Below are 24,711 nucleotides of genomic sequence, written 5' to 3' on the forward strand. Positions count from 1 at the left end.
CCTCCCGGTTTCCCGGTCGGTCAGAACGGAATCTGGCTAAAGATTCCTGTATTTCAAAAATTGACAGAGAATGATTCATTCTCTTTCCTTCTTCTTGTCTTTTGTTTAGTTTTCAAAGGACAGCAAATGCCGCTCTGTCTTAAGAGCGACTTATTACATTTTATAACAGCACTTCAAATAAGTCAATACTTTTTTTGAACTGTTTGCGCCGCTGTGATGCTGTGTTCCTCAGCAGCGAGATTAAATATATCACGGAAGTTTTACTTCCTGCAAGTCTTTTTTCGTATTCAGAATTCTTATTTAACTCGACCTGCTTTTCTTTCAGCAAAATCCGTTTAAAAAGAGGGTGTTCAAGGCATTTTTCAATGAACATCTGCGCATGAAAAGCGTCAGAATCTGCTTCGTTTCTTCTATATAAGAATGAGACGCCGTTTCCATTTGTCACGGCAAAGCCCCATACCGATGATCTGGTACGAGGCTCAGAAGGCAGCTGTTAAACCGGCTGCACGTTCTTTAGAACAATCCCGCTCTCCGGGATCGTGGGAATTGTCGTCAGGCTGAACGAAAGGTTTTGCTCGGGAAGGTCGTAGCTGAGATGTTCCTGAAGCTGCAGAACGCTTTCCTTTAAAAGCTCGACCGTCATCCACTCACCTGCACAGCGGTGACCGAAATCAAACTCGCCTCCGCCTTGAGGAATAAACTGAAAAGGGGTGCCCTGCCATCCTTCGAAGCGGGATGGCTGAAACCGTCCGGGATTTTCCCATTCATCCGGATGATGGTTCGTACCATATAAATCTAACAGTGCAAGCGTCCCTTCTTTAAACGTGTGCTCTCCCATCGTAAAATCCTGCTTTACCCGGGCAGCTGTGAATGGAAAGAACGGATAGTACCGGCGAACTTCCTGCACAAAGCGTTCACGAGCTTCCTCTGACTGGAGCTTGGCAGCTTCTTCCGGGTATTCATGCAGAGCTAAAGCCGCAAACGCCACATATACGGAAATGGCCGTAATCGGGCGAATCAAATTCAGCAGTTCGACAGCAGCTGTTTCTGCATCCAGCAGCTCTCCATGATGATCACGGTGCAGACTGAATGCTTCCAGCGGTGTGCCCGCTGCGTCGCTCCGTTCTCCGTTCCGCACCTCCTCTACATATGAGGCCATCCACTTCTCTGCATCAGATCTAGCCTTCCAGCCTTTTAAATGTCGGATTCCGATATGCGCTGGAGTTTCAAACATCTCGCTGATCTGATCAGCACGGTCTTCCGGATTTTCCTCAAGCGGCACACCTGTCCATTCACAGGCTGCTTTAAACAATACGGTTTTTACTTTTTCATACAGCTGGATCTCGTCCTGCTGTTCCCAGGCGCGAGCATCCTTCTGCCAGTGTTTTGCAAACAGCCGGCGGATCGTCTGAAGGTCATCCGGCTTCATCACCCGCATGAACATCGCTTTCCGATGATGATGGGCTTCCCCATCCAGGCTTTGTACGCCGCCTTCTCCAAAAAGCGTTTTCTGCACAGGCTTTGGCGCTGCTCCCTCACGCTTAAATTTATCCGTATCGTAAAAAAGCTCGGCCATCTCGCTTCCTGTCAGGCAGATGGCTGTTTCTCCGAGTAGCTTCGTCTCAAAGATATTGGCATCCATTGTATAACGGCGGTTCAGGATAAACTGATAGCCTTCCTTGAGCAGCTTCAACGAATGATCCATGCCTTCTTCTGATGGAATACTGCGCTTGTTGTTAATAAATATCAAATCCCTCAGGTGCATGTTGGACGACAACTATTACTTTTCCTTCGTCCAGCTTTTCTTCCAGTTCTTCTGCGTGATATTCTTCAAATCCGAGTTCCTCCAGCTTTGCACGCAGTTCATCCCCTTTTTTACGGAACAGGTTGCGCGCAGCAGTGCCAAGCGTCTCTTCATCCAATCCGATGGTGTTTGCTTCCGCCTCGTCCGCAATTCGATCCGTTCGATCCTCATCGTGGGTAATGATGTAAATGTCGTCCTCGTTGATGTTTTTGCTTTTCAGTGACTGAATGGCTTCGACGACCTCCTGGTCATTGTGAAACTCTTTAAAAATCGGCTGCATCATGCTCATCCTCTCTATAACGTATAAGTTCTGCTGTTTTGGCAGCGTTAGTAGAGGTGTACCACGTGCAGGAACTGGAAAAACATTTTTAGCATAATTAGGTAAAAGTACGCTGTTCGCTGCCTGTCAAAACCTTCAACAACGTTTACACGCTGAGGACATCGACGCATACAAAAGAGAACCGGCAGCGGTGATGCCGCGCCGGTTCTGAGCGTATTGATAAAGTCACGTTAGGTGAATAGTTTTGCATCTGCCTGTATCTGCGGGCACTTGTTTTCCGGAGAAAATGGGCTCAGCTAACCGCTTCGTTTTGGTTCTCCAAAAATCGAGTCATTCGATTTTCGCCTGCTGCTGCCGATTGGAGCTTACCTATGCCCGCGTTTCGTGTGCGAATCGCGATGCCGGCGCTTCACAACGTTCTCCGGGAGCGCGAAGCGCAGTCGATTCTCTTGCAGCTCGAACGCTGAACGGCCGATCACACGAGCGGAACTTCATCGCCGTTTAATGTGGATTAGTAAGCTGAGCAGGCAGCTGGTTAAGAGGAGGCTGCTGCTTCTGAGGAGGCCGATGCTTCTACAATATACAGATTGGCATGACTTGCAAGGTCCAGCTCTTGGCCAGACTCAAGCCGCACGACAGGGCGCAGCGGATTTTCCGGGCGAACGTAGAGAACTTCTGCCGAGCTTTCATTGTTAAGCTGAACCGACTGCCCGACAGTGAGTACCGCCAGCTGTCCAGTAAAGCAGGCGGTCATCGCCGGGTCGAGTCCGGGAAATTCCCCGGCAGCCAGCTGCTCCAAAACGTGATAGGGAGACATTTTGGCCCGGTAAAGCCGTTCTGCCGTCATTGCATGAAACGTATCCGCAATGGCGTTGATGCGCGCGAAGGCATGAATTTTGGTTTTGGAAACGCCAAGCGGATAGCCGCTTCCATCCAGACGCTCATGATGCTGCAGGACACCGAGCATCGCTTTTTTATTGAAGCCGGGCACCTTCTCCAGCATACGGTAGCTGAGCACCGGATGCTTTTTCAGTTCATCGAATTCATCTTTGTTAAGGCTCCCTTTCTTCTGAAAAGGATCATAGGAAAGGCGGGACATGCCGCAGTCTGCGAGCATGCCGGCCAGACCGACTTGAATCACGTCCGCTTTCTCATAGCCGAGCCAGCGGCCGAGCATCGCACTGTAAACCCCGACAGCCACAGCATGATAATAAATGTAATTCGTTTTATCACTGAAGTGATACAGCTCCAGCAGTTCACGGTTTGTCGGCTCCTTTTCATAAAGCGGCAAAAAGAGCTGCCGCATTGTATACGGCTCGATCGGAAGGCGGCCCTGCCATTTTTGAAATTCCTTTTTAAACAGCTGCACCGTCCGCAAGTAGCGGTTCGTAAAGGAATCATTGTCATCCAGCAGACTCACCTTTGCCGGACCTCTCTTCTTTTGCTTTTCCTGCAGCTGACGCTCCGGCTGAAAGGCTGTGCCGTCAACAAGCTTCGCTTCCGTATGCACACTTTCTACAAGAAACGTCTTTAAGATGTGGAGATGCTCCTCCTGCAAAACCGTTTTTTTTGGCACCAGCGGCTTCGCAGTCAGCTTCATGACGTCTTGCTGCAAAATGCATCCTGGTACCAGATCCTCTACATACACGTGCATGAAACCCGCTCCTTTTTATCTCTGCTGTCTCTTATCATGACTCTAAAGCAGGACTATAGTCAAGCTATAGAGGATATAACAAGGTCTAACGACTCATTATAAAAGCCTTTACTGCTTCTATCGGACAGCTGGCTATACTTGTGAACACCTCCCGCCATGCAATAACCAAAAGGATGAAGCGCCTTAGCATCGATGTACCCAAAACGGCAAAGAAGGCGGCTCCGGTAATCATCCCGGGAGCCGCCCTCTCACGTTATTCGTCGTTCTCGCTTTCGCTTTCTTCTTCGGAAGCTTCTGCTTCCGGTGCTTCTTCGAGCTCATCTGATGTGTGCTCGCCTTCTTCAATTTCCTGCGTTTCTTCATCCTCGCTGATGTTAACTCGTGCGACGGTCGATACATATTCCCCGTCGGCTACCCGGATCAGACGCACACCCTGCGTATTACGTCCGGTCTGTGAAATTTCCGCTACATGCATACGGATCACAACCCCGTTCGTCGTGATAACCATGAGATCATGATCTTCTGCCACAACCTTCAGAGAGACAACGCTGCCGTTCTTATCGGTGATGTTGCACGTTTTAATCCCTTTACCGCCCCGGGACTGTTCGCGGTACTCCTCAATTGGTGTCCGTTTTCCGAAGCCTGATTCGGTCACAATGAGTACATCCTGGTCCGGATATAAAATATCCATTCCGACCACTTCATCGTCTTTGCCGAGCTGAATGCCTTTTACCCCGGCTGCCGTACGGCCCATGGACCGTACGTCCTTTTCGTGGAAACGGATCGACATCCCCTGGCGCGTCCCGGTAATCAGCTCCTGGTCACCGTTTGTCAGCCTGACGCCATGCAGCTCATCTCCTTCACGCAGCTTGATGGCAAACAAGCCGCCGCGGCGGATGTTTTTAAACGCCTTCAGCTCCGTTCGTTTCGCCACGCCGTATTTCGTCATGAAGAACAGCGAACGCTCCTCTTCTTCAAAGGACGAGATCGGGATAACGGTACTGATATATTCATCCGGATCAATCTGGAGCAGGTTGATGATCGGAATTCCTTTAGAGGTCCGCTTCTGCTCCGGCACCTCATAGCCTTTAATCCGATACACCTTTCCTTTGTTCGTAAAGAACAGGAGGTGATCGTGCGAATTCGTGATAAACAGGTGGCGTACGAAATCTTCGTCATACGTTCCCATTCCTTGGACGCCCCGTCCGCCGCGCTTCTGGCTGCGGTAGGTCGAGACAGGAAGCCGCTTGATGTAGCCTTGATGGGAAAGTGTGATCACGACGTTTTGACGCGGAATCAGATCCTCATCCTCAAACGTATCTTCACCGATCGTAATGATCGTACGGCGGTCGTCACCGAAACGGTCCCGAATTTCGGACAGCTCCTCGCGGATAATTTCCAGCACCTTTTCTTCGTCGGCGAGAATCGCGCGCAGCTCCTCAATTTTCGCCATGAGGTCTTTATACTCGCCTTCGATTTTATCGCGCTCGAGGCCGGTGAGACGCTGCAAACGCATGTCAAGAATCGCCTGTGCCTGTTCATGAGACAGCTCAAACCGCTCCATCAGCCCGTTTCTGGCGATGTCTGTCGTTTGAGACGCACGAATCAACTCAATGACTTCATCAAGGTGGTCCAGCGCAATCCGCAGTCCCTCCAGGATATGTGCACGGGCCTCGGCTTTTTTCAGCTCGTAAGCTGTTCGGCGTTTAATGACAACCTTCTGATGCTCCAGGTAGTGAGACAGCACTTCTTTCAGCGGGAGCACCTGCGGACGTCCGTCAACGAGTGCGAGCATGTTGATCCCGAAGCTTGTCTGCAGTGCCGTCTGCTTATAGAGGTTGTTCAGCAGCACGTTGGCATTGGCATCGCGGCGCAGTTCAATCACGATACGCATACCTGTCCGGTCCGACTCATCACGCAGATCAGTAATACCGTCAATTTTCTTATCGCGGACGAGCTCTGCGATCTTCTCAATCAGCCGGGCTTTATTCACCTGGTACGGCAGTTCGGTTACGATAATCCGCTGCTTGCCGTTTTTCTCTTGAATATCCGCTTTGGCGCGAATTAAAATCGAGCCTTTGCCTGTCTCATAGGCGCGACGGATGCCGGAAATACCGACGATTTCTGCTCCAGTCGGGAAATCCGGCCCGGGAATATGCTCCATCAGATCAACTGACGTCAGCTCCGGGTTCTCACTGAGAGCGAGCACACCGTCAATGACTTCATTTAAGCTGTGCGGCGGAATGTTCGTCGCCATTCCGACGGCAATACCTGACGTGCCGTTGACGAGCAGGTTTGGAAAACGGGCCGGCAGCACTTTCGGTTCGTGCTCGGAGCCGTCATAGTTTTCCTGGTAATCAATTGTATCCTTATTGATATCACGCACAAGTTCCATGGAAATCTTTGACATTCTTGCTTCTGTATAACGCATCGCTGCTGCCGCGTCTCCATCGACGGAACCAAAGTTTCCGTGTCCGTCTACGAGCATGTTGCGGTAGCTGAAATCCTGCGCCATCCGTACCATTGTTTCGTATACGGCAGAGTCCCCGTGCGGGTGATACTTACCGATTACTTCCCCGACGATTCGGGCTGATTTTTTATACGCTTTATCGGCTGTAATGCCGAGTTCATTCATTGCATAAAGAATACGCCGGTGCACCGGCTTCAGTCCGTCACGCACGTCCGGCAGCGCACGGCTGACGATAACGCTCATCGCATAGTCCATAAATGATGTGCGCATTTCCTGACTGATATTAATGTCGTGTACCCGATCATTTCTGTTTTCCTGGTCCGCCATTCATGACCCTCCATCCTCCGGGCCGTGAAAGCCCGTATTCAGCAGCTGTGCCGCCTGTTCGACTATGTAGGCAGGACAGCATGCTGCCCCGCCGTATTGGTAAAACGCTGCCCGTGCTTCTGATGAGCACGGTGCCAGCCGTTGTTAAATATCGAGATTTTTCACGTAGTGGGCGTTGGCCTGAATAAAGTCGCGGCGCGGCTCTACCCGGTCTCCCATCAGCGTTTCAAATACTTCATCTGCAAGCATCGCGTCATTCAGGTTCACCTGCAGCACGGTTCTCATATCCGGGTTCATTGTCGTTTCCCAAAGCTGAGTCGGGTTCATTTCCCCAAGACCCTTATAGCGCTGCAGCGCCGGCTTTGGAGTCGGATCGAGCTCGCTCAGCACCCGCTCCATTTCCTTCTCGTTGTATGCATAATGAATCGCCTTACCCTGCTTAATCTGATAAAGAGGCGGCTGGGCAATGTAAATGTAGCCTTCCTCAATCAGCGGCCGCATGTAGCGGTAGAGGAATGTGAGCAGCAGCGTGCGGATGTGCGCGCCGTCGACGTCGGCATCCGTCATAATGATAATTTTATGGTAGCGTGCCTTGGAAATATCAAAATCCTCGCCGATCCCGGTGCCGAGTGCTGTAATGATGGCCCGAATTTCATTGTTGGACAAAATTTTATCCAGGCGTGCTTTTTCGACGTTAATGATCTTACCGCGAAGCGGCAGGATCGCCTGAAAATGACGGTCGCGTCCCTGTTTGGCAGAACCGCCCGCGGAATCACCCTCAACGATGTAAATTTCACTGATCGACGCATCGCGTGATGAGCAGTCTGCAAGCTTGCCCGGAAGCGCGCTCACTTCAAGCGCCGATTTACGCCGTGTCAGCTCCCGTGCTTTCTTCGCCGCATCTCGCGCGCGTGACGCCATCAAGCCTTTATCGACAATCTGCCGGGCAACCGTTGGATGCTCGGCCAGAAACTTGGCCATGTGCTCCGAGAAAAGCGAATCGGTGATCGTTCTGGCTTCGCTGTTGCCGAGCTTCGTTTTCGTCTGGCCTTCGAACTGCGGATCCGGAATTTTAACCGAGATGATCGCCGTCAGCCCTTCCCGGACATCGTCGCCGATCAGATTCGGGTCGTTTTCCTTAAACAGGTTGTTCCGGCGGGCGTAATCGTTAATAACACGCGTCAGTCCGGTTTTAAAGCCGGACTCGTGCGTTCCGCCCTCATGCGTGTTGATGTTATTCGCAAACGAATAAATGTTGCTGGAGAAGCTGTTGTTGTACTGCATTGCCACCTCGACATGAATGCCTTCCTTGTCGCCTTCAAGGAAGATCGGCGGCTCGTGCAGCGCCTCCTTGGTACGGTTTAAGTGTTCGACGAACGACTGAATACCGCCCTCGTAAAAATATTCTGCTTCGCGCCCATTCTCACGCTCGTCCTTTACGAAGATGCGCAGTCCGCGGTTCAGGAATGCAAGCTCACGCAGCCGGTTTGCGAGAATATCGAACTCAAATTCGGTCGTCTCGGAGAAAATCTCCTCGTCCGGCCAGAACGTGATCACGGTTCCCTGTTTATCTGTCTCACCGATGACCTGCAGCTCCGTATGCGGAATACCGCGGCGGAAATCGATGAAGTGAATTTTACCGTCAAGATGAACGTTTACCTCAAGCTTTGTGGACAGGGCGTTAACAACCGAAGCCCCGACCCCGTGCAGACCGCCGGAAACCTTGTAGCCGCCGCCGCCAAATTTACCGCCGGCGTGCAGAACCGTCATGATTACTTCTACAGCAGGACGGCCCATTTTTTCGTGAATACCGACCGGAATCCCCCGGCCGTTATCCTCAACGGTGATCGAGTTGTCTTCTCCGATCGTGACGTGGATCGTATCACAGTGACCGCCCATCGCCTCATCGATGCTGTTATCTACAATTTCCCAGACAAGATGGTGCAGTCCGCGGCTTGTCGTGGAACCGATGTACATTCCGGGACGCTTACGGACAGCTTCCAACCCTTCCAGAACCTGAATTTGACTCTCATCATAGGACTGATTATTATCCACACTCATTGTTCCTCACCTGCATTTCTTCCCGCACGCTTATGGGCGGGTGGATTCTTCTTCTTCCGTGTTGGCAATCGTTTTATTTTCGGCCCGGCGTTTCAGCGTATGCGACGAGATCGGAGACAGATAGATGCAGTCATCGGTGACGACGATTGACTTCGCCGGATCACCGGTAACCTCCACTGTCTGCTTGGCGTCGCGGCTCCGCTTCATAAAGGCTCTGTTTTCCGCCGAAGCTTCCTCGCTCTGGTGATCGAGAATCGTGATGATCCGTTCTGCCTTCAATACGATATCTCCGCCTAGATGAATAAACATGGGGCGCCTCCTTATTCGTTCCGGACAATCGTTCCTTCCTGGACGTAAAACGTGGCCGCTTCGCGAAGCAGCTGATGATCGATGCCGTCGACACTGGTCGTTGTCACGAACGTCTGCACTTTCCCTTTGATGGAATTGAGCAGATGCGTCTGCCGGTGGTCGTCCAGCTCAGACAGCACATCGTCCAGCAGAAGAATCGGATATTCGCCGGTTTTTTCGTGGATCAGCTCAATCTCAGCAAGCTTGAGCGACAGGGCCGTCGTCCGCTGCTGCCCCTGCGAGCCGTATGTCTGAATGCTGCGTCCGTTCACAAAAAACGCCAGATCATCACGATGTGGTCCGATCTGGGTCGTCCCGCGCCTGAGCTCCTGGTCGCGGACACGGCTGAATTCAGCGCGCAGCACGTCGGCAGTTTCTGCTGCATTCATGCCCGCTTCTGCCGGCACGGTCGGCTCATAGGAGAGCGTCAGCACTTCTTTCCCGCGGCTGATGTCGCGGTGAATCGGGGCTGCCCAGGCTTCGAGCGTGTCCAGAAAGGAAAAGCGCCGGACGAGCAGCTCCGCTCCGGATTGAATCAGCTGCTCGGTCATGACGTCGAGCATTGCTTCATCCGGTGTCTTGCGTTTGTCACGGATATCTTTCAGCCATTGGTTGCGCTGCTTCAATGCTTTGTAGTACTGAGAAAGATGGTACAGATAAACAGAGTTAATCTGACCCATTTCCATATCGAGAAACCGCCGGCGCACCTGCGGGCTTCCCTTTACAAGAGTCAGATCTTCGGGGGCGAACATGACGATCGTGCACGTTCCGATATAGTCGCTGAGGCGCTTTTTTTCGAGCCCGTTCACTTTTACCTTTTTGCCCTGCTTCGAAAAGACGAGCTCCATGTCAAACTTGCCGTGGCGGTTCGTAAAGCTTCCGCCCACCCGTGCAAACGGCTGATCCCAGCGGATCAATTCCCGGTCGCGCGGTGTACGGTGGGAGCGGGCCATGGCCAGTACATAGATCGATTCCATCAGGTTCGTCTTTCCCTGGGCATTTTCCCCAAGAATCACGTTTACCTGATCCTTAAAGGGCAGCGTGACGTCCTCATAGTTGCGATAGTCCTTCAGCTTCAGTTCATGTATATGCAAGAGTGCCTCCGCTACTCACCGATGATCGTCAGCTCCCCGATCCCTTCGATGACAACGTGGTCACCAGGATAGAGCTTCCTTCCCCGGCGGTCTTCGGCTTCCTCATTCACCAATACCGGAACTTCTGCCAAAAACGGCTTCGCCTCGCCGCCGCTTGAAATGACAGCTGCTTCTTTCAGCGCCTGCCCGAGCGTAATAAATTCGCCACGCACGGTAATTTCCTCGTTCATGCCCCGTCAACTCGCTTTCTGTACAAATACGTACACAAAATCTCTCACTATACATTGTACTAAAGATTGACGCATGACGCCAATATTAATTCTCAGTTTTACGAACAAATGTTCCGGCATCAGCAGTTGGTTCTTTTTTTCTCTATTTCCGGCTTGTTGAGCCGTGTTTGTCTCGTTTCATCGCCCCCCCTGCTTTATTGCTTTAAAGCCGGCAGCAGCTTAAAAAAACGCTGTTCCGAAAACGTCCGGAACAGCGGGTCGGCAAGTTTAAAATTAGTATGTCCGCACAGGCGAGAACAGGTGAAGCATGTAGTCACGGTCAGCCGGGCGCATGATAAACGGGCTCATTGCTCCCGTAAACTGGATCGTGACATCATCGGATTCAATCACGCGGAGGGCATCGATGATGTTTTTTCCGTTAAAGGAAATACGGAGCTCTTCCCCGCCGAAGCTGTCGCACGCTACTTCCTCGGTTACTTTACCGACTTCCGGTGTGACCGAGGTGATCTCAAGCGTTGACTCCCCGATGGACTTCAGGTTCACGACGTTATTTTTACCGTCTCTGGAAAGAAGCAGCGCACGCTCAATGGCCGCCAGCAGCTTTTTCGCTTGTACCTGAACCTCTGTTTTGGAGCTCGTTGGAATCATATTTTTCGTTGCCGGATAGTTGCCGTCCAGCAGCCGTGAGAAGAAGAGAATGTTCTTCGTTTTGAACAGGCACTGGTTGTCAGTCACAGTGACACTGATTGTATCTTCGGTGTCGTCAAGAATTTTACTGAGCTCCGACAGGCTTTTACCAGGAATAACGACGTTGGAGAATTCCATGTCTGCCGGGCTGTCTTCAAGTGCCGCTTCACGCATGGCCAGGCGGTGGCTGTCCGTCGCGGTGCACATGAGCTTGCCCTCTTCCAGTCCCCAGTGGATCCCGGTCAAAATAGGACGGGTTTCCGCAGTCGAAACGGCAAAAGCCGTCTGTTTAATCAATGCTTTCAGCAGATCTGTCTTCAGCTGAAACGCATTGCCCTGCTCCACTTCAGGAAGACGTGGAAATTCATCCGGATCGAGTCCATTCAAATTAAACTCGGAGCTTCCGGAGCTGATTTTTGTTACGTTCTGGTCGTTCACGCTCACTTCAACCGTCGTCTCCGGCAGCTTTTTGATGATATCAGCGAAATACTTTGCCTGGAGGACGATCGATCCTGGCCGTTCAATATCAACGATCTGATTGTCACCGTCTTCTGCAGGAATGTAAGCTTCAATGGAAATATCGGAATCACTGCCTGTCAGGGTCACCCCTTCGTCAAATGCAACGATCTTTAACCCAGATAAAATCGGCATAGATGCTCTGGAGGAGATGGCTTTTGAAACGTGCTGGATATTTTGAACGAAAACGTCCCTCTGAATAGTAAATTTCATAACGTGGAACCTCCCTGATAAATATAATATTAATTAATGAACTTGCCGTAGTAATAGTACTAGGCGCTGTGGATTTGTGGATAACCACGCAAAGAGCCTGTAAGGTGAACTTATTCACATGTGGATAACCTGTGCATAAGTGCGTGCGGGATGTCCACATTTTACACAATCAGCCGGAGCGCAGCTGCGTTGTAATATCCTCTACCTGCTTTTGCAGCTCCGGGTCCTCCTGAAGCAGCTTGGAGATTTTTTCGTGTGCATGAATCACGGTCGTATGATCCCGCTTCCCAAAAGCAGCTCCGATTTTAGGAAGGGAGTGGTCCGTCAGCTCACGCGAAAGATACATCGCAATCTGGCGAGGGTAAGCGACGGTTTTTGTCCGCTTTTTCGCCTTCATATCCTCTACACGCACGCCGTAAGCCGCCGCCACGGAAGACTGAACGTCCTCAATCGTGATCTCACGGGATTTTGTATTCGGAATAATGTCCTTTAAAGCGACTGCAGCAAGATCGGCATTCATGTCCTGATTAATGAGCGACGAATACGCCACAACCCGGATCAAGGCGCCTTCCAGTTCACGAATATTCGTGTCGATCTGATTGGCAATATAGAGCATGACCTCGTTTGGAATATCGAGGTTTTCCGCTTTCGCTTTCTTGCGGAGAATCGCAATTCTCGTCTCCAGATCCGGCGGCGTAATATCCGTGATCAGTCCCCATTCAAACCTGGAGCGGAGCCGGTCCTCAAGCGTTGGAATTTCTTTTGGCGGACGGTCGCTGGAGATCACGATCTGCTTGCGTTCTTCATGGAGGGAATTAAACGTATGGAAAAATTCCTCCTGCGTCTGCTCCTTCCCGGCGAGAAACTGAATGTCGTCGATCAGCAGCACGTCCACGTTCCGGTACTTGTTGCGGAAATGTACCGCTTTGTTATCCCGGATGGAATTAATAAATTCATTCGTAAATTTTTCAGATGATAAATAAACGACTTTGGCATTCGGATTGTGATCAATCACATAGTGGCCGATTGCGTGCATTAAGTGCGTCTTGCCAAGTCCAACGCCACCGTATATAAACAGCGGATTGTAGGCTTTCGCCGGAGCTTCAGCTACGGCCAGAGAAGCTGCGTGGGCAAACCGGTTCCCGCTCCCGATGACAAACGTATCAAACGTATACTTCGGGTTCAGCATGTGCTTTGGCGGATCGTCGCCGTTGTCCGCCGGCGGCGCGGGCGGTTTTTTGGCCAGATCCGGTTCGGGCTCGGCTATCTCTTCTTTCGGAAGCACAAAGCGGGCTTCCAGCTCGGCTCCCGTCAGTTCCTGCAGTGTTTCCGTGATGATGGTAAAGTACCGGTTTTCGAGCCAGTCCCGTGCAAATTCGTTCGGCGCAATAATCGTAATCATATTGGAGCTCTGGTCGATCGCATCAGCTGCCGTGTCTTTGAACCACGTATCAAAGCTCGGTTTGCTGACCTTCTCCTCGATTTTGGCAAGCGCCTGCTTCCAGAGATCGTCTAAGTTTTCCACGCATGTCCCTCCTTCTATCCAGCCTGTTTTAGAACAGCCTATCCTTTCTATGTACAACCTCTGAACAACGTGCCTGAATAAAGATACACACAGCGGAATGTGCAGAACATGTATTATAGAAGAAAACAGGGTTATTAACGCTGTACACATAATTGTGGATAAGCTTGTTAAGAGTATCTGTATAACTATCCACACGGTTATACACAACTGTGGATAGATTATGTAGCGCGTGAGGTTTTCCACGCGAAAAAACATCACTATCGTATCAAAAAAAAGCACGTATGGCAATCATCTTATGAAGTTATCCACACTATTCCACCCCTTGTGGCTAAAAATTATCCACAACACAAGATACTGTGAAAAACCCTTGGAGAGGACTGTGGAAAGAAAAAAACGGCGGTGAAAAGTTTATCCACAGGCAGTTTCGTACAGGTTTTGGAAAGGAGAGCCGGCTGCCTGTCGTCGACAGAAATCGGATAACAGACTTGCGTAAAAGAGGAAGCAATCTACTTAAGGGGCATACTAGTCACCTTTTCTTAATAGGTAGAAACGGTGTAAATACGATCTGCCGGCAGCATGGCGGTCCACGCTTAGAAAACGGAGCTGCGGTGCTCGTTCCGGCAAAATGAGCGCTTGACAGAAGGGGGTGAAGAAATTATAATTTACAAGACTGCCTGAAGGAGCATTACTTTAGGCGAGATCGCGCTGGACAATAATGAATTCGAAAACTTATTGTTTCATGAACGCTGAAACAGGAGGTGTGACTCATGGGTAAGCCGACATTCAATCCAAATAACCGTAAGCGTAAGATGAACCACGGTTTCCGTACGCGTATGGCTACGAAGAACGGTCGTAAGGTTCTTTCTAACCGACGCCGTAAAGGACGCAAGGTTCTCTCTGCGTAAAGAAAAGGCCACTGCTCATACAGTGGTCTTTTTTTACAGGAAGCATATCGTGACGTGATCCGGTCCGCCGGATGCCGGCCGCAGCTGTCCCGGGTCGACCTGGTGGCAGCTTCTTGTTTGCCTGAACGTCACAAAACAGTCACTGCCAATGATTGAACGGGGCAGAAAGATTAGGTAAAATGAATAGCGTCACAGGCGCTGTATAGAGAGGTGCCCGTGCATGAAAAAGGAAAACCGTTTACAAAAAAATGAGGATTTCCAGACTGTTTTCCGAAGCGGCCATTCCGCTGCCAACCGTCAGTTTGTCGTGTATCGGCTTCATCGTGATGCGCAGGAGCATATCCGCATCGGGCTGTCTGTCAGCAAAAAGCTTGGCAATGCAGTCCGCCGCAACCGGATCAAGCGGCTGATGAAAGAAGCGCTTCGTCCAATGATTGCGGATTTAAAGCAGAACTGCGATGTCGTGATCATCGCCAGAAAGCCGGCTGCGGATATGGAGTTCGATGAGATGAAGAAGTCGCTCCGTCACGTGATGAAGGTTGCCAAGCTTGTCGACCGTTCTGTTTCCAGTCAGCGGAGGTGAACAGGAGATGGCGGAGTTTCTCGCTTTTTTTGTAAGGATGTATCAAAAGTACATTTCGCGTTTCACGCCGGCTTCTTGCCGGTTTTATCCGACCTGCTCCCAGTACAGCCTCGATGCGCTCCGCACGCACGGAGCGCTGAAGGGTTTATATTTGACGGTAAGGAGACTGTTGAAGTGCCATCCGTTTCATCCGGGAGGGATCGACTACGTTCCGGAAAAGAAAGAGCGGAACCGGCAGGAATCGGAGCATTTTCGTCGAAAATAGATAGGAGGACCAAGAGTGGTTAAGAAATTAGGTATTGCATCCATGTTTATCGGTGTGATGCTGCTCATGTCCGGGTGTTTTAACATCAATGAGCCGATCACATCAACAAATGATGGTATTTGGGACCCGTTTTTTGTTTACCCGCTGTCCTGGCTGATGACCACGATTGCGGAAGCGCTGAATAACAGCTACGGTCTTGCGATTATTATCGTAACGATTATTCTGCGTATTCTTATCCTGCCGCTGATGATCAAGCAGACGAAGAGTACGAAGGCGATGCAGGCGCTGCAGCCTCAAATGAAGGAACTCCGCGAGAAATACAGCGCGAAGGACCAGCAGACGCAGCAGAAGCTGCAGCAGGAAATGATGCAGCTGTTCCAGAAGCACGGCGTCAACCCGCTTGCCGGGTGTCTGCCAATTCTTGTTCAGATGCCGATTCTGATCGCGTTTTACCACGCGATTATCCGTACGCCGCAGATTAATCCGGACGTTGATCCAAGCTATACCGGCACGCCGCAGGACTTCCTGTGGTTTGAGCTGAGTGCTGCGGACCCATATTTCATCCTGCCGCTTGTGGCAGGAGCAACAACGTTCATCCAGCAGAAGATGATGATGGTGCAGGATAACCCGCAGATGAAAGCACTGCTGTATATCATGCCGATCATGATCATGGCCTTCGCGGCGTTCTTCCCATCCGCACTAGCGCTTTACTGGGTGATCGGGAACCTCTTTATGATTGTACAGACTTACTTTATCACTGGTCCTAACGTAGGTAAGAAAAAAGAAACCGCCAAACAGGCGAAAGCGGGGGGAGCGAAGAGCTAGTGAACAAAGTGACGGTGTCAGGGCGTACAGTAGAGGAAGCAGTTGCAGCAGGGCTTGAAAAGCTTGAAGCAAAAGAACATGAAGTGAACGTCCGTGTCATCGAGGAAGCGCAGAAAGGCTTCCTCGGCCTTCTCGGCAGTAGACCTGCCGTTGTGGAACTGGAGCGCCGGCCCGATCCTGTAAAGGAAGGGCTCGTGTTTCTAAGGGACGTCATCGATAAAATGGGCGTCAGCGCCAGCGTGGAACAAGAGCACCGGGGAGACGATCTGTATTTTTCCATTACCGGATCCGACATCGGCGTGCTCATTGGAAAACGCGGGCAGACGCTCGACTCGCTTCAATATTTAGTCAACCTCGCCGCCAACAAACATGCGGACGAATACGTACGGATTTATCTGGATGCAGAAGGATACCGTGCGAGACGGAAGGAAGCACTGGAAACACTGGCAGACCGGCTGGCGCAAAAAGCCGTCCGCATCCGCCAGGAAGTCAGATTGGAACCGATGAGTGCGATGGAGCGGAAGATTATTCATACCGCCCTTCAAAACCGTGGCGACGTGACGACCTATTCCGATGGCAGAGAGCCGAACCGCCGCATCGTGATTGCTCCAACGTCATGATACTTCACATGAACACCAGCTTGATCGTGAAATAACCGCAGAATCCCGTTCCGGATCCGACGCCCGGAACGGGATTTTTTTGCGTGTGTACAGGCTTTTGTGCTTTTAACAGACCGTCTTTTGTGATAGTCTATTTAGTTGGAATCGAATGATCGGAAATCGACCAGCGGGAGGGAAGGACGAATGGAAATGGATACAATTGCAGCAATTTCAACGCCGATGGGCGAAGGGGCAATCGGCATTGTCCGGATCAGCGGGCCGAAAGCGGTGGAGACTGCCGACAAGCTTTACGTCGGCTCGTCCTCCCTCGCCGATGCGGAGTCGCATACAATTAACTACGGGCACATTCAGGACCCGGAAACGGGCGACACAATAGAAGAATCGATGGTGTCCGTTCTCAGGGCGCCGAAAACGTATACGAAAGAAGATATCATTGAAATAAATTGCCATGGAGGTCTGACGAGTGTCAACCGTGTGCTGCAGCTGACGCTCGTACACGGTGCACGTCTGGCCGAGCCAGGGGAATTTACGAAGCGGGCCTTTTTAAACGGACGGATCGATCTGTCCCAAGCTGAGGCCGTCATGGACCTGATTCGTGCCAAAACAGACCGAGCGATGAATGTGGCGATGAACCAGGTAGAAGGACGCCTGTCCGAGAAGGTAAAAAAACTGAGGCAGGAACTTTTAGAAACAGTCGCTCACGTCGAAGTGAACATTGACTATCCGGAATACGACGCAGAGGAAATGACGCTGCAGATGATTCAGGAAAAAGGCGAGGCTGTCCGGCAGGAGGTACAGCATCTGCTCACGACCGCCCACCAGGGCAAAATCCTCCGCGAAGGGCTGTCGACAGTGATCATCGGCCGGCCAAACGTCGGAAAATCTTCGCTTTTGAACAGCCTCGTTCATGAAAACAAAGCAATCGTCACCGATATACCGGGGACGACCCGCGATGTAGTTGAGGAGTACGTGAACGTCCGCGGTGTCCCGCTTCGTCTGCTTGATACAGCAGGAATCCGCGAAACAGAAGATATCGTCGAGCGGCTTGGCGTAGAGCGTTCCCGCAAGGTAATCAAGGATGCCGAACTGGCCCTGCTTGTGTTAAATTATAATGAAGCCATAACAGACGCAGACCGCGAGCTCTTTCAGCTGTTGAAAGGGCAGGACGCGATTATTATCATTAATAAAACCGATTTGGAACAGAAGCTGTCACTGGAGGAAGCAGAGAAGCTGGCGGACGGCCGACCGGTCATTACGACCTCGCTCTTGCAGGATGAGGGCATCGATGAGCTGGAAGAGGCGATCCGGGACCTGTTTTTCGCAGGTGATATGGAAGGCGGCGATCTGTCGTACGTGTCCAACTCCCGGCACATTGCGCTTTTGGAGCAGGCAAAGCGCGCAGTGGAAGAAGCGCTGACCGCAGCAGAATCAGGCATGCCGGTAGACATGGTGCAGATCGACATCACACGGGCCTGGGAAGTACTCGGGGAAGTGATTGGCGAAAGCGTGCAGGAAAGCTTGATTGATCAGTTGTTTTCGCAGTTTTGCTTAGGGAAATAAAGGGAGGAATACCATCATGAGTTACAACGGAGGAGATTTTGACGTTATTGTCATCGGGGCCGGACACTCCGGGGTCGAAGCTGGACTGGCTTCAGCCCGCGCCGGCGCCAGAACACTGATGCTGACACTGAACCTGGATGCGGTCGCCTATATGCCGTGCAACCCGTCTGTCGGAGGACCGGCAAAAGGAATCGTCGTGCGTGAAATCGACGCACTCGGCGGCGAAATGGCCCGCAATATCGATAAGACCCACATTCAAATGCGCATGCTGAATACAGCAAAAGGACCTGCCGTACGTGCACTGCGCGCGCAGGCGGACAAGTTTTTGTACCAGCAGGAAATGAAGCGGACGATCGAAGAGACGGAGAACCTGCTTTTGCGTCAGGGAATGGTGGAAAGCTTGATCGTAGAAGACGATACGGTAAAAGGTGTTGTCACGCAGACCGGAGCAGAATATCACGCACCGGCGGTCATCGTGACAACCGGAACGTACCTGCGCGGAAAAGTGATTCTCGGGGAGCTTTCCTACGAAAGCGGTCCGAACAATATGCAGCCGTCGATCAACCTGTCCCATGATCTGCAGAAGCTCGGTTTCAAAATGGAGCGGTTTAAAACAGGAACGCCGCCGCGCGTCAACAGCAACACGATCGACTACAGCAAAACGGAAATTCAGCCGGGAGATGACGTTCCGCGTGCTTTTTCCTATGAAACGACGAAATATATCACCGATCAGCTGCCGTGCTGGCTCACGTATACGAATGAGGATACGCACACGTATATCAATGACAACCTGAGCCGCTCGCCGATGTACTCCGGCATGATCGAGGGTACCGGACCGCGCTACTGCCCGTCCATTGAAGACAAGGTCGTACGCTTCAGCGATAAGCCGCGCCACCAGATCTTCTTGGAGCCGGAGGGACGCAGCACGCAGGAAGTGTACGTGCAGGGGCTGTCGACGAGCCTGCCGGAAGACGTGCAGCACCGCATTCTCCGCACGATTCCAGGGCTTGAGCACGTGCAGATGATGCGCCCGGGCTATGCGATTGAATACGATGCGATCGTTCCGACCCAGCTGTGGCCGACGCTGGAAACGAAAAAAATCAGCGGGCTGTTTACCGCCGGCCAGATTAACGGTACGAGCGGCTATGAAGAGGCAGCCGGCCAGGGACTCATGGCCGGAATCAATGCAGCTATGAAGGTGCTTGGCAAAGAACCGCTTATTCTCGACCGCTCTGAAGCGTACATCGGTGTTATGATCGACGATCTTGTCACAAAGGGCACGGAAGAACCGTACCGACTCCTCACGTCTCGTGCGGAATACCGTCTGCTGCTCCGTCACGATAACGCGGATCTGCGTTTGACGGAAAAGGGCAGAGAAGTCGGTATGATTTCCGATGAGCGCTATGCCGCTTTTGAAGCAAAAAAAGCAGCTATTTCCCGGGAAATAAAGCGTCTTGAAAAGACGACAGTTAAAGCAACGCCGGAAACGGCAGAGGTGATGGAAAAAGCGGGATCATCGGTATTTGAAGAGGCGATGAACGCAGCCGTGCTGCTGAAGCGTCCGGAAATCACCTACCCGGTGATTGAAGCGATGACGCCGTCTTCGGAAGAACTGGATGCAGACGTGAAAGAACAGGTAGAAATCCAGGTGAAGTATCAAGGTTATATTGCCAAGCAGCTGGAGCAGGTAGAAAAGCTGCAGAAGATGGAAAACAAAAAGCTGCCGGAAGACCTCGACTACCATGCGATCAGCGGACTGGCGCTGGAGGCGAGAGAAAAGCTGTCTGAAGTACGGCCGCTCTCCGTCGCCCAGGCGTCCCGCGTATCCGGTGTCAATCCGGCTGATGTGTCCGTGCTGCTCGTCTACCTCGAGCAGGGCCGGCTGCAGAAAGTAGCTTCAGAATCTTAAGGAAGGCGGAAATGCGATGAACGAACAGACGATGGACCAGGCGCTCCGGCAGCATGGTATCCAGCTCAATGACGACCAGAAAACCCAGCTTAACCGCTACTACGAAGTACTTGTGGACTGGAACGAGCGCATGAATCTGACCGCGATTACCGAACGGGATGCGGTATATTTAAAGCATTTCTACGATTCGCTCACCGCAGCCTTCCACTTTGATTTTAACCGCCCGCTCCGCGTCGTTGACGTGGGAGCGGGAGCCGGTTTTCCGAGTCTGCCGCTGAAAATTGTGTTTCCGAAGCTCGATGTGACGATCGTCGATTCGTTAAATAAGCGGATCACGTTTTTAAATGCGCTTGCAGAAGAACTCCGGTTGACCGGAGTTGCCTTTTACCACGACCGGGCCGAGCAGTTTGCCCAGCGTCCTGAGCACCGCGAGCAGTATGATGTGGCGATCTCCAGGGCGGTGGCGCGCATGCCGGTGCTGACGGAGCTCTGTCTGCCGCTTGTGAAAAACGGCGGTACCTTCATCGCGATGAAGGCAAGCGGAGCGGCAGAAGAAATGAAGGACGGACAAAAGGCCGTCTCGCTGCTCGGCGGGAAAACGAGCAGAGAAGAAACGTTCGCACTTCCGGAAGACGGCGGCGACCGCACGATTATCCATGTGAAAAAAATAAAGCGCACGCCAAAGAAGTATCCGCGTAAAGCAGGAACGCCGAACAAACAGCCGATCCTGTGAAGACCATGTATTCTCCACATCAATTCATGGTATAATCGCTAAGGAGACGAGCACGTGTTACGGAACGACCGTCTGAGCCTCATCGCGCCGGGCGGGAGATTTTTAAGGGTGGTGTCACCGTGAAGCAGCCATTTTCAAAACTATTTGGTTTGTCGGATAAAAAGGATGCTTCCTCAGAAGATATTCTGCTCGAGGGGGAGGAGGCGGTGAAGCAGGTTCCGGTTTCCAGATTGAAGCCGAACCCGTTTCAGCCTCGTACGGTCTTCAATGAAGACCGGATTGATGAGCTTGCTCAGACGATCCATACACATGGCATGATTCAGCCGATCGTCGTCCGTGAACGGGACGGCGCATTTGAAATCATCGCCGGTGAACGGCGCTGGAGAGCGTCGCAGAAGGCCGGACTTGAAACGGTTCCGGTCGTCGTAAAAGACTTTGACGATACGAAAACCGCATCAGTAGCATTGATAGAGAACCTGCAGCGGGAGGGACTCACGTCGATTGAAGAGGCCAATGCCTATCAACGGCTGCTGGAGCTGCACGGTTTGACGCAGGAAAGCCTGGCGCAGCGGCTCGGCAAGGGACAGTCGACCGTAGCCAACAAGCTCCGTTTACTGCAGCTGCCGAGCGTCGTGAAGGATGCCCTGTTAAAGCGGGAGATCAGCGAGCGTCACGCACGGGCGCTGATCAGCGTAAAAGAGGAGGAACTGCAGCGGCAGATCCTGACGCAGATCATCGAAAACGAATGGAATGTAAAGCAGACGGAAGAGGCAATCGAGGCGCTGCTTGCAGAGCCGGAAGAAAAGCCGAAAAAGAAAAAGCCGGTCCGCAAAGCCGTCTCAAAAGATATGCGGCTTGCGATGAACACGATCCGCAAATCAGTCGACATGGTGCAGCAGACCGGCATGTCCATCGATACGGATGAGGAAGAGCATGAGGAGTACTTCCAGTTCACGATCCGCATCCCGAAAAAATAAGTTTTTTCCGCTTCCGGCGTCGAGCCGGAGGCTTTTTTTATAGGAGTGCCGCGGCCGGGTGCACGGAAGCTGGACGAGGGCAGACGGCGTCTGCAGCTCCGTGTTTTACGCTGTCGCTTCTGCGACCTTTGCAGGAGTTCCGGGAGAGACATTTTTTTTCAGACATTTCGTGATAGAATAAAAAGAAAAGCAGTGCAGATGAGGCAGGTGTATCGAAAAGTGGGGAAAGTGATTGCGATAGCTAATCAGAAAGGCGGGGTCGGCAAAACAACGACTGCCGTCAATCTCAGCGCGAGTCTTGTCCAGGAGGGCCGGAATGTGCTGATTATCGATGTAGATCCGCAAGGAAATACGACCAGCGGCATCGGTGTCAACAAAGGGGATATCGACCGCTGTATTTATAACGTACTGGTGGAAGACGCTGACGCGGATGAGATTATCGTGCCGACAGCGACGGAAAACCTCGACATTTTACCGTCAACTATCCAGCTCGCCGGCGCGGAAATTGAACTCGTATCGACGATTTCCCGTGAAGTCCGCCTGAAAAATGCCATTGAACATATTCGGGACCGATACGACTACATTATCATTGACTGTCCGCCGTCACTCGGACTGCTGACGCTCAACTCGCTGACGGCAGCCGACTCTGTTGTTATTCCGGTGCAGTGTGAGTACTATGCGCTGGAGGGGCTGAGCCAGCTGTTGAACACGGTACGGCTCGTGCAGAAGCATTTAAACCATGACCTGAAAATCGAGGGCGTCCTGCTGACGATGCTCGATGCCCGCACGAATCTCGGCATTCAGGTGATTGAAGAAGTGAAAAAGTATTTCCGCGATAAAGTATTTGAAACGATCATTCCGCGCAACGTCCGCCTCGGTGAGGCACCGAGCCACGGGCAGTCGATCGTGACCTATGACCCGCGCTCGCGCGGCGCAGAAGTGTACAGTGAACTGGCGAAGGAGGTGATCAGCCATGGCTAGAGGGTTAGGAAAAGGAATCAACGCCTTCTTTCCGGACGCATCGGATGAGCAGGAAACAACGGTGGAAGAAATTAAGCTGAAGGAGATTCGGGCCAATCCGTATCAGCCAAGGCACACCTTCCCGGAAGAATCTCTCCGTGAGCTTGCTGATTCGATTCAGCAGCACGGCGTCATTCAGCCAATTACGCTCCGAAAGAGCATTAAAGGCTACGAAATCGTCGTCGGTGAACGACGCTTCCGTGCTTCTAAGCTTGCAGAAAAAGAGACGATTCCCGCCGTCGTGAAGGACATGAGCGACAGCGACATGATGGAACTCGCCCTGATCGAAAACCTGCAGCGCGAGGACCTCAGTCCGATCGAAGAAGCGAAGTCGTATCAAAAACTGATGGAGCACCTGCAGCTGACGCAGGGAGCGCTCGCCGAACGGCTCGGTAAAAGCCGTCCGCACATCGCAAACTACATCCGGCTGCTGCAGCTGCCGCAGATCGTCCAGGACTATCTGGCAGAGGAAAAACTATCTGCCGGCCATGCCCGCGCGCTGCTTGGCTTGAAGCAGGAAAAACACATCAGCCCGCTGCTGCAGAAAATCGTACGCGAGCAGATGAGCGTACGCCGGCTGGAAGAGACGGTGAAGGAGCTGAACGAGAACGTTTCACGTGAAACGAAGCCGAAGCGGCGCATTTCGAGCTTTGCCCGCGCCCGCGAATCTCAGCTGAAATCGTTTTTCGGCACAAACGTGACGATACGGGAAGGCAAGCATAAAAATAAAATTGAAATCGACTATAAAAACGAAGAAGAACTGGAGCGGATCGTTCACCTGCTGAACCAGGAGTCCGACAGCTGAATTCGCAAAGAAGCCGCCTTCTGCCGGCAGAAGGCGGCTTTGCTGCGTCCGCTCTCTATAGGAGATCCTGCATATGATACTGTTTGGAACGATCGTAAACGGCCTTGCCATCATCATCGGCGCACTCATCGGCACGAAGCTGCCGCGCCTGTCCAAAGGAATGTCGGAAACGGTGATGAAAGCTATTGCGCTGGCAGTGCTTTTGCTCGGAATTACGATGGCGATGGAAGGAACCGAGTTTCTGCTCGTCATTTTCAGTCTCGCGCTCGGAGCCGTTCTCGGTGAACGGATGAATTTGGAAGGGAAATTAAACAGCTTTGGCTACTGGCTGGAAACGAAGGTGAAGAAGGAAGGGGAAGGATCCGTAGCAGAAGGGTTTATTGCAGCGACGCTTCTGTTCGTCGTCGGAGCAATGGCGATCATTGGCGCGCTCGACAGTGGCTTTCGCCAGGATCATTCGGTGCTCTTGACAAAAGCCGTACTGGATGGCTTTACGTCTATTATTTTTGCGTCTACGCTCGGCATCGGGGTGCTTTTCTCCGCGATCCCCGTCATGCTGTATCAGGGAACGATAGCTCTTGCAGCCGTTTGGATCGTCCGATTTATTCCGGAGGAGCTGCTGGACGTCATCATCAGTGAAATGACCGCGGTCGGCGGCCTCATGATCATCGGCATCGGTCTGAACCTGCTCGGCGTGCCGAAAACGAGAATCGCGAACCTGCTACCGGCTATTCCGCTCGTCGTGCTCTTCGTTCTCCTGCAAACCTGGTTCTTCTGATGATTTCGGAATCTGATACTCAATGACCTGGATCCGCTTTTGAAACAGCGTATAGACGGGCATGCTCATAAAGCCGATGCCGAGTCCGATAAACAGGCCGACATCCGGCCGGTCAAACAGCAGCCCGATCCCCATGCCGATAAACAGTCCTCCGGGAATAAATAAGCCTTGCATCCTCTCCGCCTCCTTCAGCTGGTACAGCAACTTTTTCTTTATTTTACCACACGGCAGGAAAAGCTGGAAAAACCGGCGCGTATCTTTTATTCTTAATAGAAGAGACTGAGGACAGGGAGGATGAGGCGTATGGCAGAAGCCTTTCAGCTCAACGATATTGTGGAGATGAAAAAGCAGCACCCCTGCGGCGAAAACCGCTGGAAAATAATCCGCATGGGCATGGACATCCGCATTAAGTGCATGGGATGCAGTCACAGCATCATGATGCCGCGCCGTGACTTTGAGAAAAAAATGAAGCGGGTGCTCACCGAAAGCAGAGCATCAGACTAACCGCGGAGCTGCCGCGGT

At 52.0% G+C, this 24,711-nt stretch carries 25 protein-coding genes; 13 read left to right on the top strand and 12 right to left on the bottom strand.

The window, feature by feature from the left end:
• Positions 1–160 precede the first annotated feature (160 nt).
• The 11 genes from ACSZLD_RS13105 to dnaA form a co-directional block, all read right to left on the bottom strand.
• The gene (locus ACSZLD_RS13105; RefSeq protein WP_444685437.1) at positions 161–445 is read right to left on the bottom strand and encodes a hypothetical protein; all 285 of its coding nucleotides are present in this window, start codon (positions 443–445) and stop codon (positions 161–163) included.
• 48 nt (positions 446–493) lie between these two features.
• Positions 494–1,777, bottom strand: coding sequence for a cytochrome P450 (locus ACSZLD_RS13110; RefSeq protein WP_444685438.1), 1,284 nt, complete (start codon positions 1,775–1,777; stop codon positions 494–496).
• The gene (locus tag ACSZLD_RS13115) at positions 1,737–2,087 is read right to left on the bottom strand and encodes a YflT domain-containing protein (protein ID WP_444685439.1); all 351 of its coding nucleotides are present in this window, start codon (positions 2,085–2,087) and stop codon (positions 1,737–1,739) included. The genes ACSZLD_RS13110 and ACSZLD_RS13115 overlap by 41 nt, the downstream gene beginning before the upstream one ends.
• 532 nt (positions 2,088–2,619) lie before the next feature.
• A complete protein-coding gene (locus ACSZLD_RS13120) occupies positions 2,620–3,738 on the bottom strand; it encodes an HD-GYP domain-containing protein (RefSeq protein ID WP_377908868.1) in 1,119 nt (372 codons plus the stop codon).
• Between the two features lie 253 nt (positions 3,739–3,991).
• Positions 3,992–6,535 (bottom strand): DNA gyrase subunit A, encoded by a 2,544-nt coding sequence (gene gyrA, locus ACSZLD_RS13125; RefSeq protein ID WP_377908869.1) that lies wholly within the window; start codon positions 6,533–6,535, stop codon positions 3,992–3,994.
• A gap of 144 nt (positions 6,536–6,679) precedes the next feature.
• A complete protein-coding gene (gene gyrB / locus ACSZLD_RS13130) occupies positions 6,680–8,596 on the bottom strand; it encodes a DNA topoisomerase (ATP-hydrolyzing) subunit B (protein WP_377908870.1) in 1,917 nt (638 codons plus the stop codon).
• A gap of 30 nt (positions 8,597–8,626) precedes the next feature.
• Positions 8,627–8,905, bottom strand: coding sequence for an extracellular matrix regulator RemB (gene remB, locus ACSZLD_RS13135; RefSeq protein ID WP_377908871.1), 279 nt, complete (start codon positions 8,903–8,905; stop codon positions 8,627–8,629).
• An 11-nt stretch (positions 8,906–8,916) separates the two neighbouring features.
• Positions 8,917–10,038 carry a DNA replication/repair protein RecF gene (gene recF, locus ACSZLD_RS13140; protein ID WP_444685440.1) on the bottom strand — a complete coding sequence of 374 codons (1,122 nt, stop codon included), beginning with the start codon at positions 10,036–10,038 and terminating at the stop codon, positions 8,917–8,919.
• An 11-nt stretch (positions 10,039–10,049) separates the two neighbouring features.
• Entirely contained in the window at positions 10,050–10,268 is a 219-nt protein-coding gene (gene yaaA / locus ACSZLD_RS13145; protein WP_377908873.1) for a S4 domain-containing protein YaaA, read from the bottom strand.
• A gap of 273 nt (positions 10,269–10,541) precedes the next feature.
• Positions 10,542–11,684, bottom strand: a complete 1,143-nt coding sequence (gene dnaN, locus ACSZLD_RS13150) for a DNA polymerase III subunit beta (protein WP_377908874.1) — start codon at positions 11,682–11,684, stop codon at positions 10,542–10,544.
• Positions 11,685–11,853: 169 nt separating this feature from the next.
• Positions 11,854–13,209: a chromosomal replication initiator protein DnaA gene (gene dnaA, locus ACSZLD_RS13155; protein WP_377908875.1), complete on the bottom strand. Its 1,356-nt coding sequence runs from the start codon at positions 13,207–13,209 to the stop codon at positions 11,854–11,856.
• A 767-nt stretch (positions 13,210–13,976) separates the two neighbouring features.
• Here dnaA and rpmH point away from each other — a divergent pair.
• The 12 genes from rpmH to ACSZLD_RS13215 all read left to right on the top strand — a co-directional run bounded on the left by rpmH (position 13,977) and on the right by ACSZLD_RS13215 (position 24,189).
• Positions 13,977–14,114, top strand: a complete 138-nt coding sequence (gene rpmH / locus ACSZLD_RS13160; RefSeq protein WP_168008743.1) for a 50S ribosomal protein L34 — start codon at positions 13,977–13,979, stop codon at positions 14,112–14,114.
• Between the two features lie 220 nt (positions 14,115–14,334).
• Positions 14,335–14,697, top strand: coding sequence for a ribonuclease P protein component (gene rnpA / locus ACSZLD_RS13165; protein ID WP_377908876.1), 363 nt, complete (start codon positions 14,335–14,337; stop codon positions 14,695–14,697).
• Between the two features lie 7 nt (positions 14,698–14,704).
• Positions 14,705–14,962 (top strand): membrane protein insertion efficiency factor YidD, encoded by a 258-nt coding sequence (gene yidD, locus ACSZLD_RS13170; RefSeq protein ID WP_377908877.1) that lies wholly within the window; start codon positions 14,705–14,707, stop codon positions 14,960–14,962.
• A 15-nt stretch (positions 14,963–14,977) separates the two neighbouring features.
• Complete coding sequence (spoIIIJ, locus tag ACSZLD_RS13175; RefSeq protein WP_444685441.1) at positions 14,978–15,787, top strand: YidC family membrane integrase SpoIIIJ; 810 nt, start codon at positions 14,978–14,980, stop codon at positions 15,785–15,787.
• Positions 15,787–16,407 carry an RNA-binding cell elongation regulator Jag/EloR gene (gene jag / locus ACSZLD_RS13180; RefSeq protein ID WP_377908879.1) on the top strand — a complete coding sequence of 207 codons (621 nt, stop codon included), beginning with the start codon at positions 15,787–15,789 and terminating at the stop codon, positions 16,405–16,407. Before spoIIIJ ends, jag begins: the two co-directional genes overlap by 1 nt.
• 183 nt (positions 16,408–16,590) lie before the next feature.
• Positions 16,591–17,967, top strand: a complete 1,377-nt coding sequence (mnmE, locus tag ACSZLD_RS13185) for a tRNA uridine-5-carboxymethylaminomethyl(34) synthesis GTPase MnmE (protein WP_444685442.1) — start codon at positions 16,591–16,593, stop codon at positions 17,965–17,967.
• 16 nt (positions 17,968–17,983) lie between these two features.
• Positions 17,984–19,876: a tRNA uridine-5-carboxymethylaminomethyl(34) synthesis enzyme MnmG gene (mnmG, locus tag ACSZLD_RS13190; RefSeq protein WP_444685443.1), complete on the top strand. Its 1,893-nt coding sequence runs from the start codon at positions 17,984–17,986 to the stop codon at positions 19,874–19,876.
• A 16-nt stretch (positions 19,877–19,892) separates the two neighbouring features.
• Complete coding sequence (gene rsmG, locus ACSZLD_RS13195) at positions 19,893–20,609, top strand: 16S rRNA (guanine(527)-N(7))-methyltransferase RsmG (RefSeq protein WP_444685444.1); 717 nt, start codon at positions 19,893–19,895, stop codon at positions 20,607–20,609.
• A 119-nt stretch (positions 20,610–20,728) separates the two neighbouring features.
• On the top strand, positions 20,729–21,586 hold the full coding sequence (noc, locus tag ACSZLD_RS13200; RefSeq protein WP_444685445.1) for a nucleoid occlusion protein: 858 nt from the start codon (positions 20,729–20,731) through the stop codon (positions 21,584–21,586).
• A 219-nt stretch (positions 21,587–21,805) separates the two neighbouring features.
• Positions 21,806–22,567 carry a ParA family protein gene (locus ACSZLD_RS13205; RefSeq protein WP_377908884.1) on the top strand — a complete coding sequence of 254 codons (762 nt, stop codon included), beginning with the start codon at positions 21,806–21,808 and terminating at the stop codon, positions 22,565–22,567.
• Positions 22,560–23,411, top strand: a complete 852-nt coding sequence (locus ACSZLD_RS13210; protein WP_377908885.1) for a ParB/RepB/Spo0J family partition protein — start codon at positions 22,560–22,562, stop codon at positions 23,409–23,411. The genes ACSZLD_RS13205 and ACSZLD_RS13210 overlap by 8 nt, the downstream gene beginning before the upstream one ends.
• Before the next feature lie 73 nt (positions 23,412–23,484).
• Positions 23,485–24,189: a DUF554 domain-containing protein gene (locus ACSZLD_RS13215; protein ID WP_377908886.1), complete on the top strand. Its 705-nt coding sequence runs from the start codon at positions 23,485–23,487 to the stop codon at positions 24,187–24,189.
• On the opposite strand, the gene ACSZLD_RS13220 is transcribed toward ACSZLD_RS13215, so the two are convergent.
• Positions 24,133–24,363: a hypothetical protein gene (locus ACSZLD_RS13220; RefSeq protein ID WP_377908887.1), complete on the bottom strand. Its 231-nt coding sequence runs from the start codon at positions 24,361–24,363 to the stop codon at positions 24,133–24,135. The genes ACSZLD_RS13215 and ACSZLD_RS13220 overlap by 57 nt on opposite strands.
• Positions 24,364–24,492: 129 nt before the next feature.
• Here ACSZLD_RS13220 and ACSZLD_RS13225 point away from each other — a divergent pair, with 129 nt between their 5' ends.
• On the top strand, positions 24,493–24,693 hold the full coding sequence (locus ACSZLD_RS13225) for a DUF951 domain-containing protein (RefSeq protein WP_377908888.1): 201 nt from the start codon (positions 24,493–24,495) through the stop codon (positions 24,691–24,693).
• The last annotated feature ends 18 nt before the right edge of the window (positions 24,694–24,711 follow it).

It is taken from the genome of Alkalicoccus luteus (assembly GCF_052061695.1).
Lineage (GTDB): Bacteria > Bacillota > Bacilli > Bacillales > Salisediminibacteriaceae > Alkalicoccus > Alkalicoccus luteus.

What these genes read in the sequence shown, in the direction of transcription:
- ACSZLD_RS13115 (WP_444685439.1), bottom strand. Translation starts at nt 2,087, where the DNA reads ATGATGCAGCCGATTTTTAAAGAGTTTCACAATGACCAGGAGGTCGTC.
- ACSZLD_RS13120 (WP_377908868.1), bottom strand. Translation starts at nt 3,738, where the DNA reads ATGCACGTGTATGTAGAGGATCTGGTACCAGGATGCATTTTGCAGCAA.
- gyrA (WP_377908869.1), bottom strand. Translation starts at nt 6,535, where the DNA reads ATGGCGGACCAGGAAAACAGAAATGATCGGGTACACGACATTAATATC.
- gyrB (WP_377908870.1), bottom strand. Translation starts at nt 8,596, where the DNA reads ATGAGTGTGGATAATAATCAGTCCTATGATGAGAGTCAAATTCAGGTT.
- remB (WP_377908871.1), bottom strand. Translation starts at nt 8,905, where the DNA reads ATGTTTATTCATCTAGGCGGAGATATCGTATTGAAGGCAGAACGGATC.
- yaaA (WP_377908873.1), bottom strand. Translation starts at nt 10,268, where the DNA reads ATGAACGAGGAAATTACCGTGCGTGGCGAATTTATTACGCTCGGGCAG.
- dnaN (WP_377908874.1), bottom strand. Translation starts at nt 11,684, where the DNA reads ATGAAATTTACTATTCAGAGGGACGTTTTCGTTCAAAATATCCAGCAC.
- rpmH (WP_168008743.1), top strand. Translation starts at nt 13,977, where the DNA reads ATGGGTAAGCCGACATTCAATCCAAATAACCGTAAGCGTAAGATGAAC.
- rnpA (WP_377908876.1), top strand. Translation starts at nt 14,335, where the DNA reads ATGAAAAAGGAAAACCGTTTACAAAAAAATGAGGATTTCCAGACTGTT.
- yidD (WP_377908877.1), top strand. Translation starts at nt 14,705, where the DNA reads ATGGCGGAGTTTCTCGCTTTTTTTGTAAGGATGTATCAAAAGTACATT.
- mnmE (WP_444685442.1), top strand. Translation starts at nt 16,591, where the DNA reads ATGGAAATGGATACAATTGCAGCAATTTCAACGCCGATGGGCGAAGGG.
- mnmG (WP_444685443.1), top strand. Translation starts at nt 17,984, where the DNA reads ATGAGTTACAACGGAGGAGATTTTGACGTTATTGTCATCGGGGCCGGA.
- rsmG (WP_444685444.1), top strand. Translation starts at nt 19,893, where the DNA reads ATGAACGAACAGACGATGGACCAGGCGCTCCGGCAGCATGGTATCCAG.
- ACSZLD_RS13210 (WP_377908885.1), top strand. Translation starts at nt 22,560, where the DNA reads ATGGCTAGAGGGTTAGGAAAAGGAATCAACGCCTTCTTTCCGGACGCA.
- ACSZLD_RS13215 (WP_377908886.1), top strand. Translation starts at nt 23,485, where the DNA reads ATGATACTGTTTGGAACGATCGTAAACGGCCTTGCCATCATCATCGGC.
- ACSZLD_RS13220 (WP_377908887.1), bottom strand. Translation starts at nt 24,363, where the DNA reads ATGCAAGGCTTATTTATTCCCGGAGGACTGTTTATCGGCATGGGGATC.
- ACSZLD_RS13225 (WP_377908888.1), top strand. Translation starts at nt 24,493, where the DNA reads ATGGCAGAAGCCTTTCAGCTCAACGATATTGTGGAGATGAAAAAGCAG.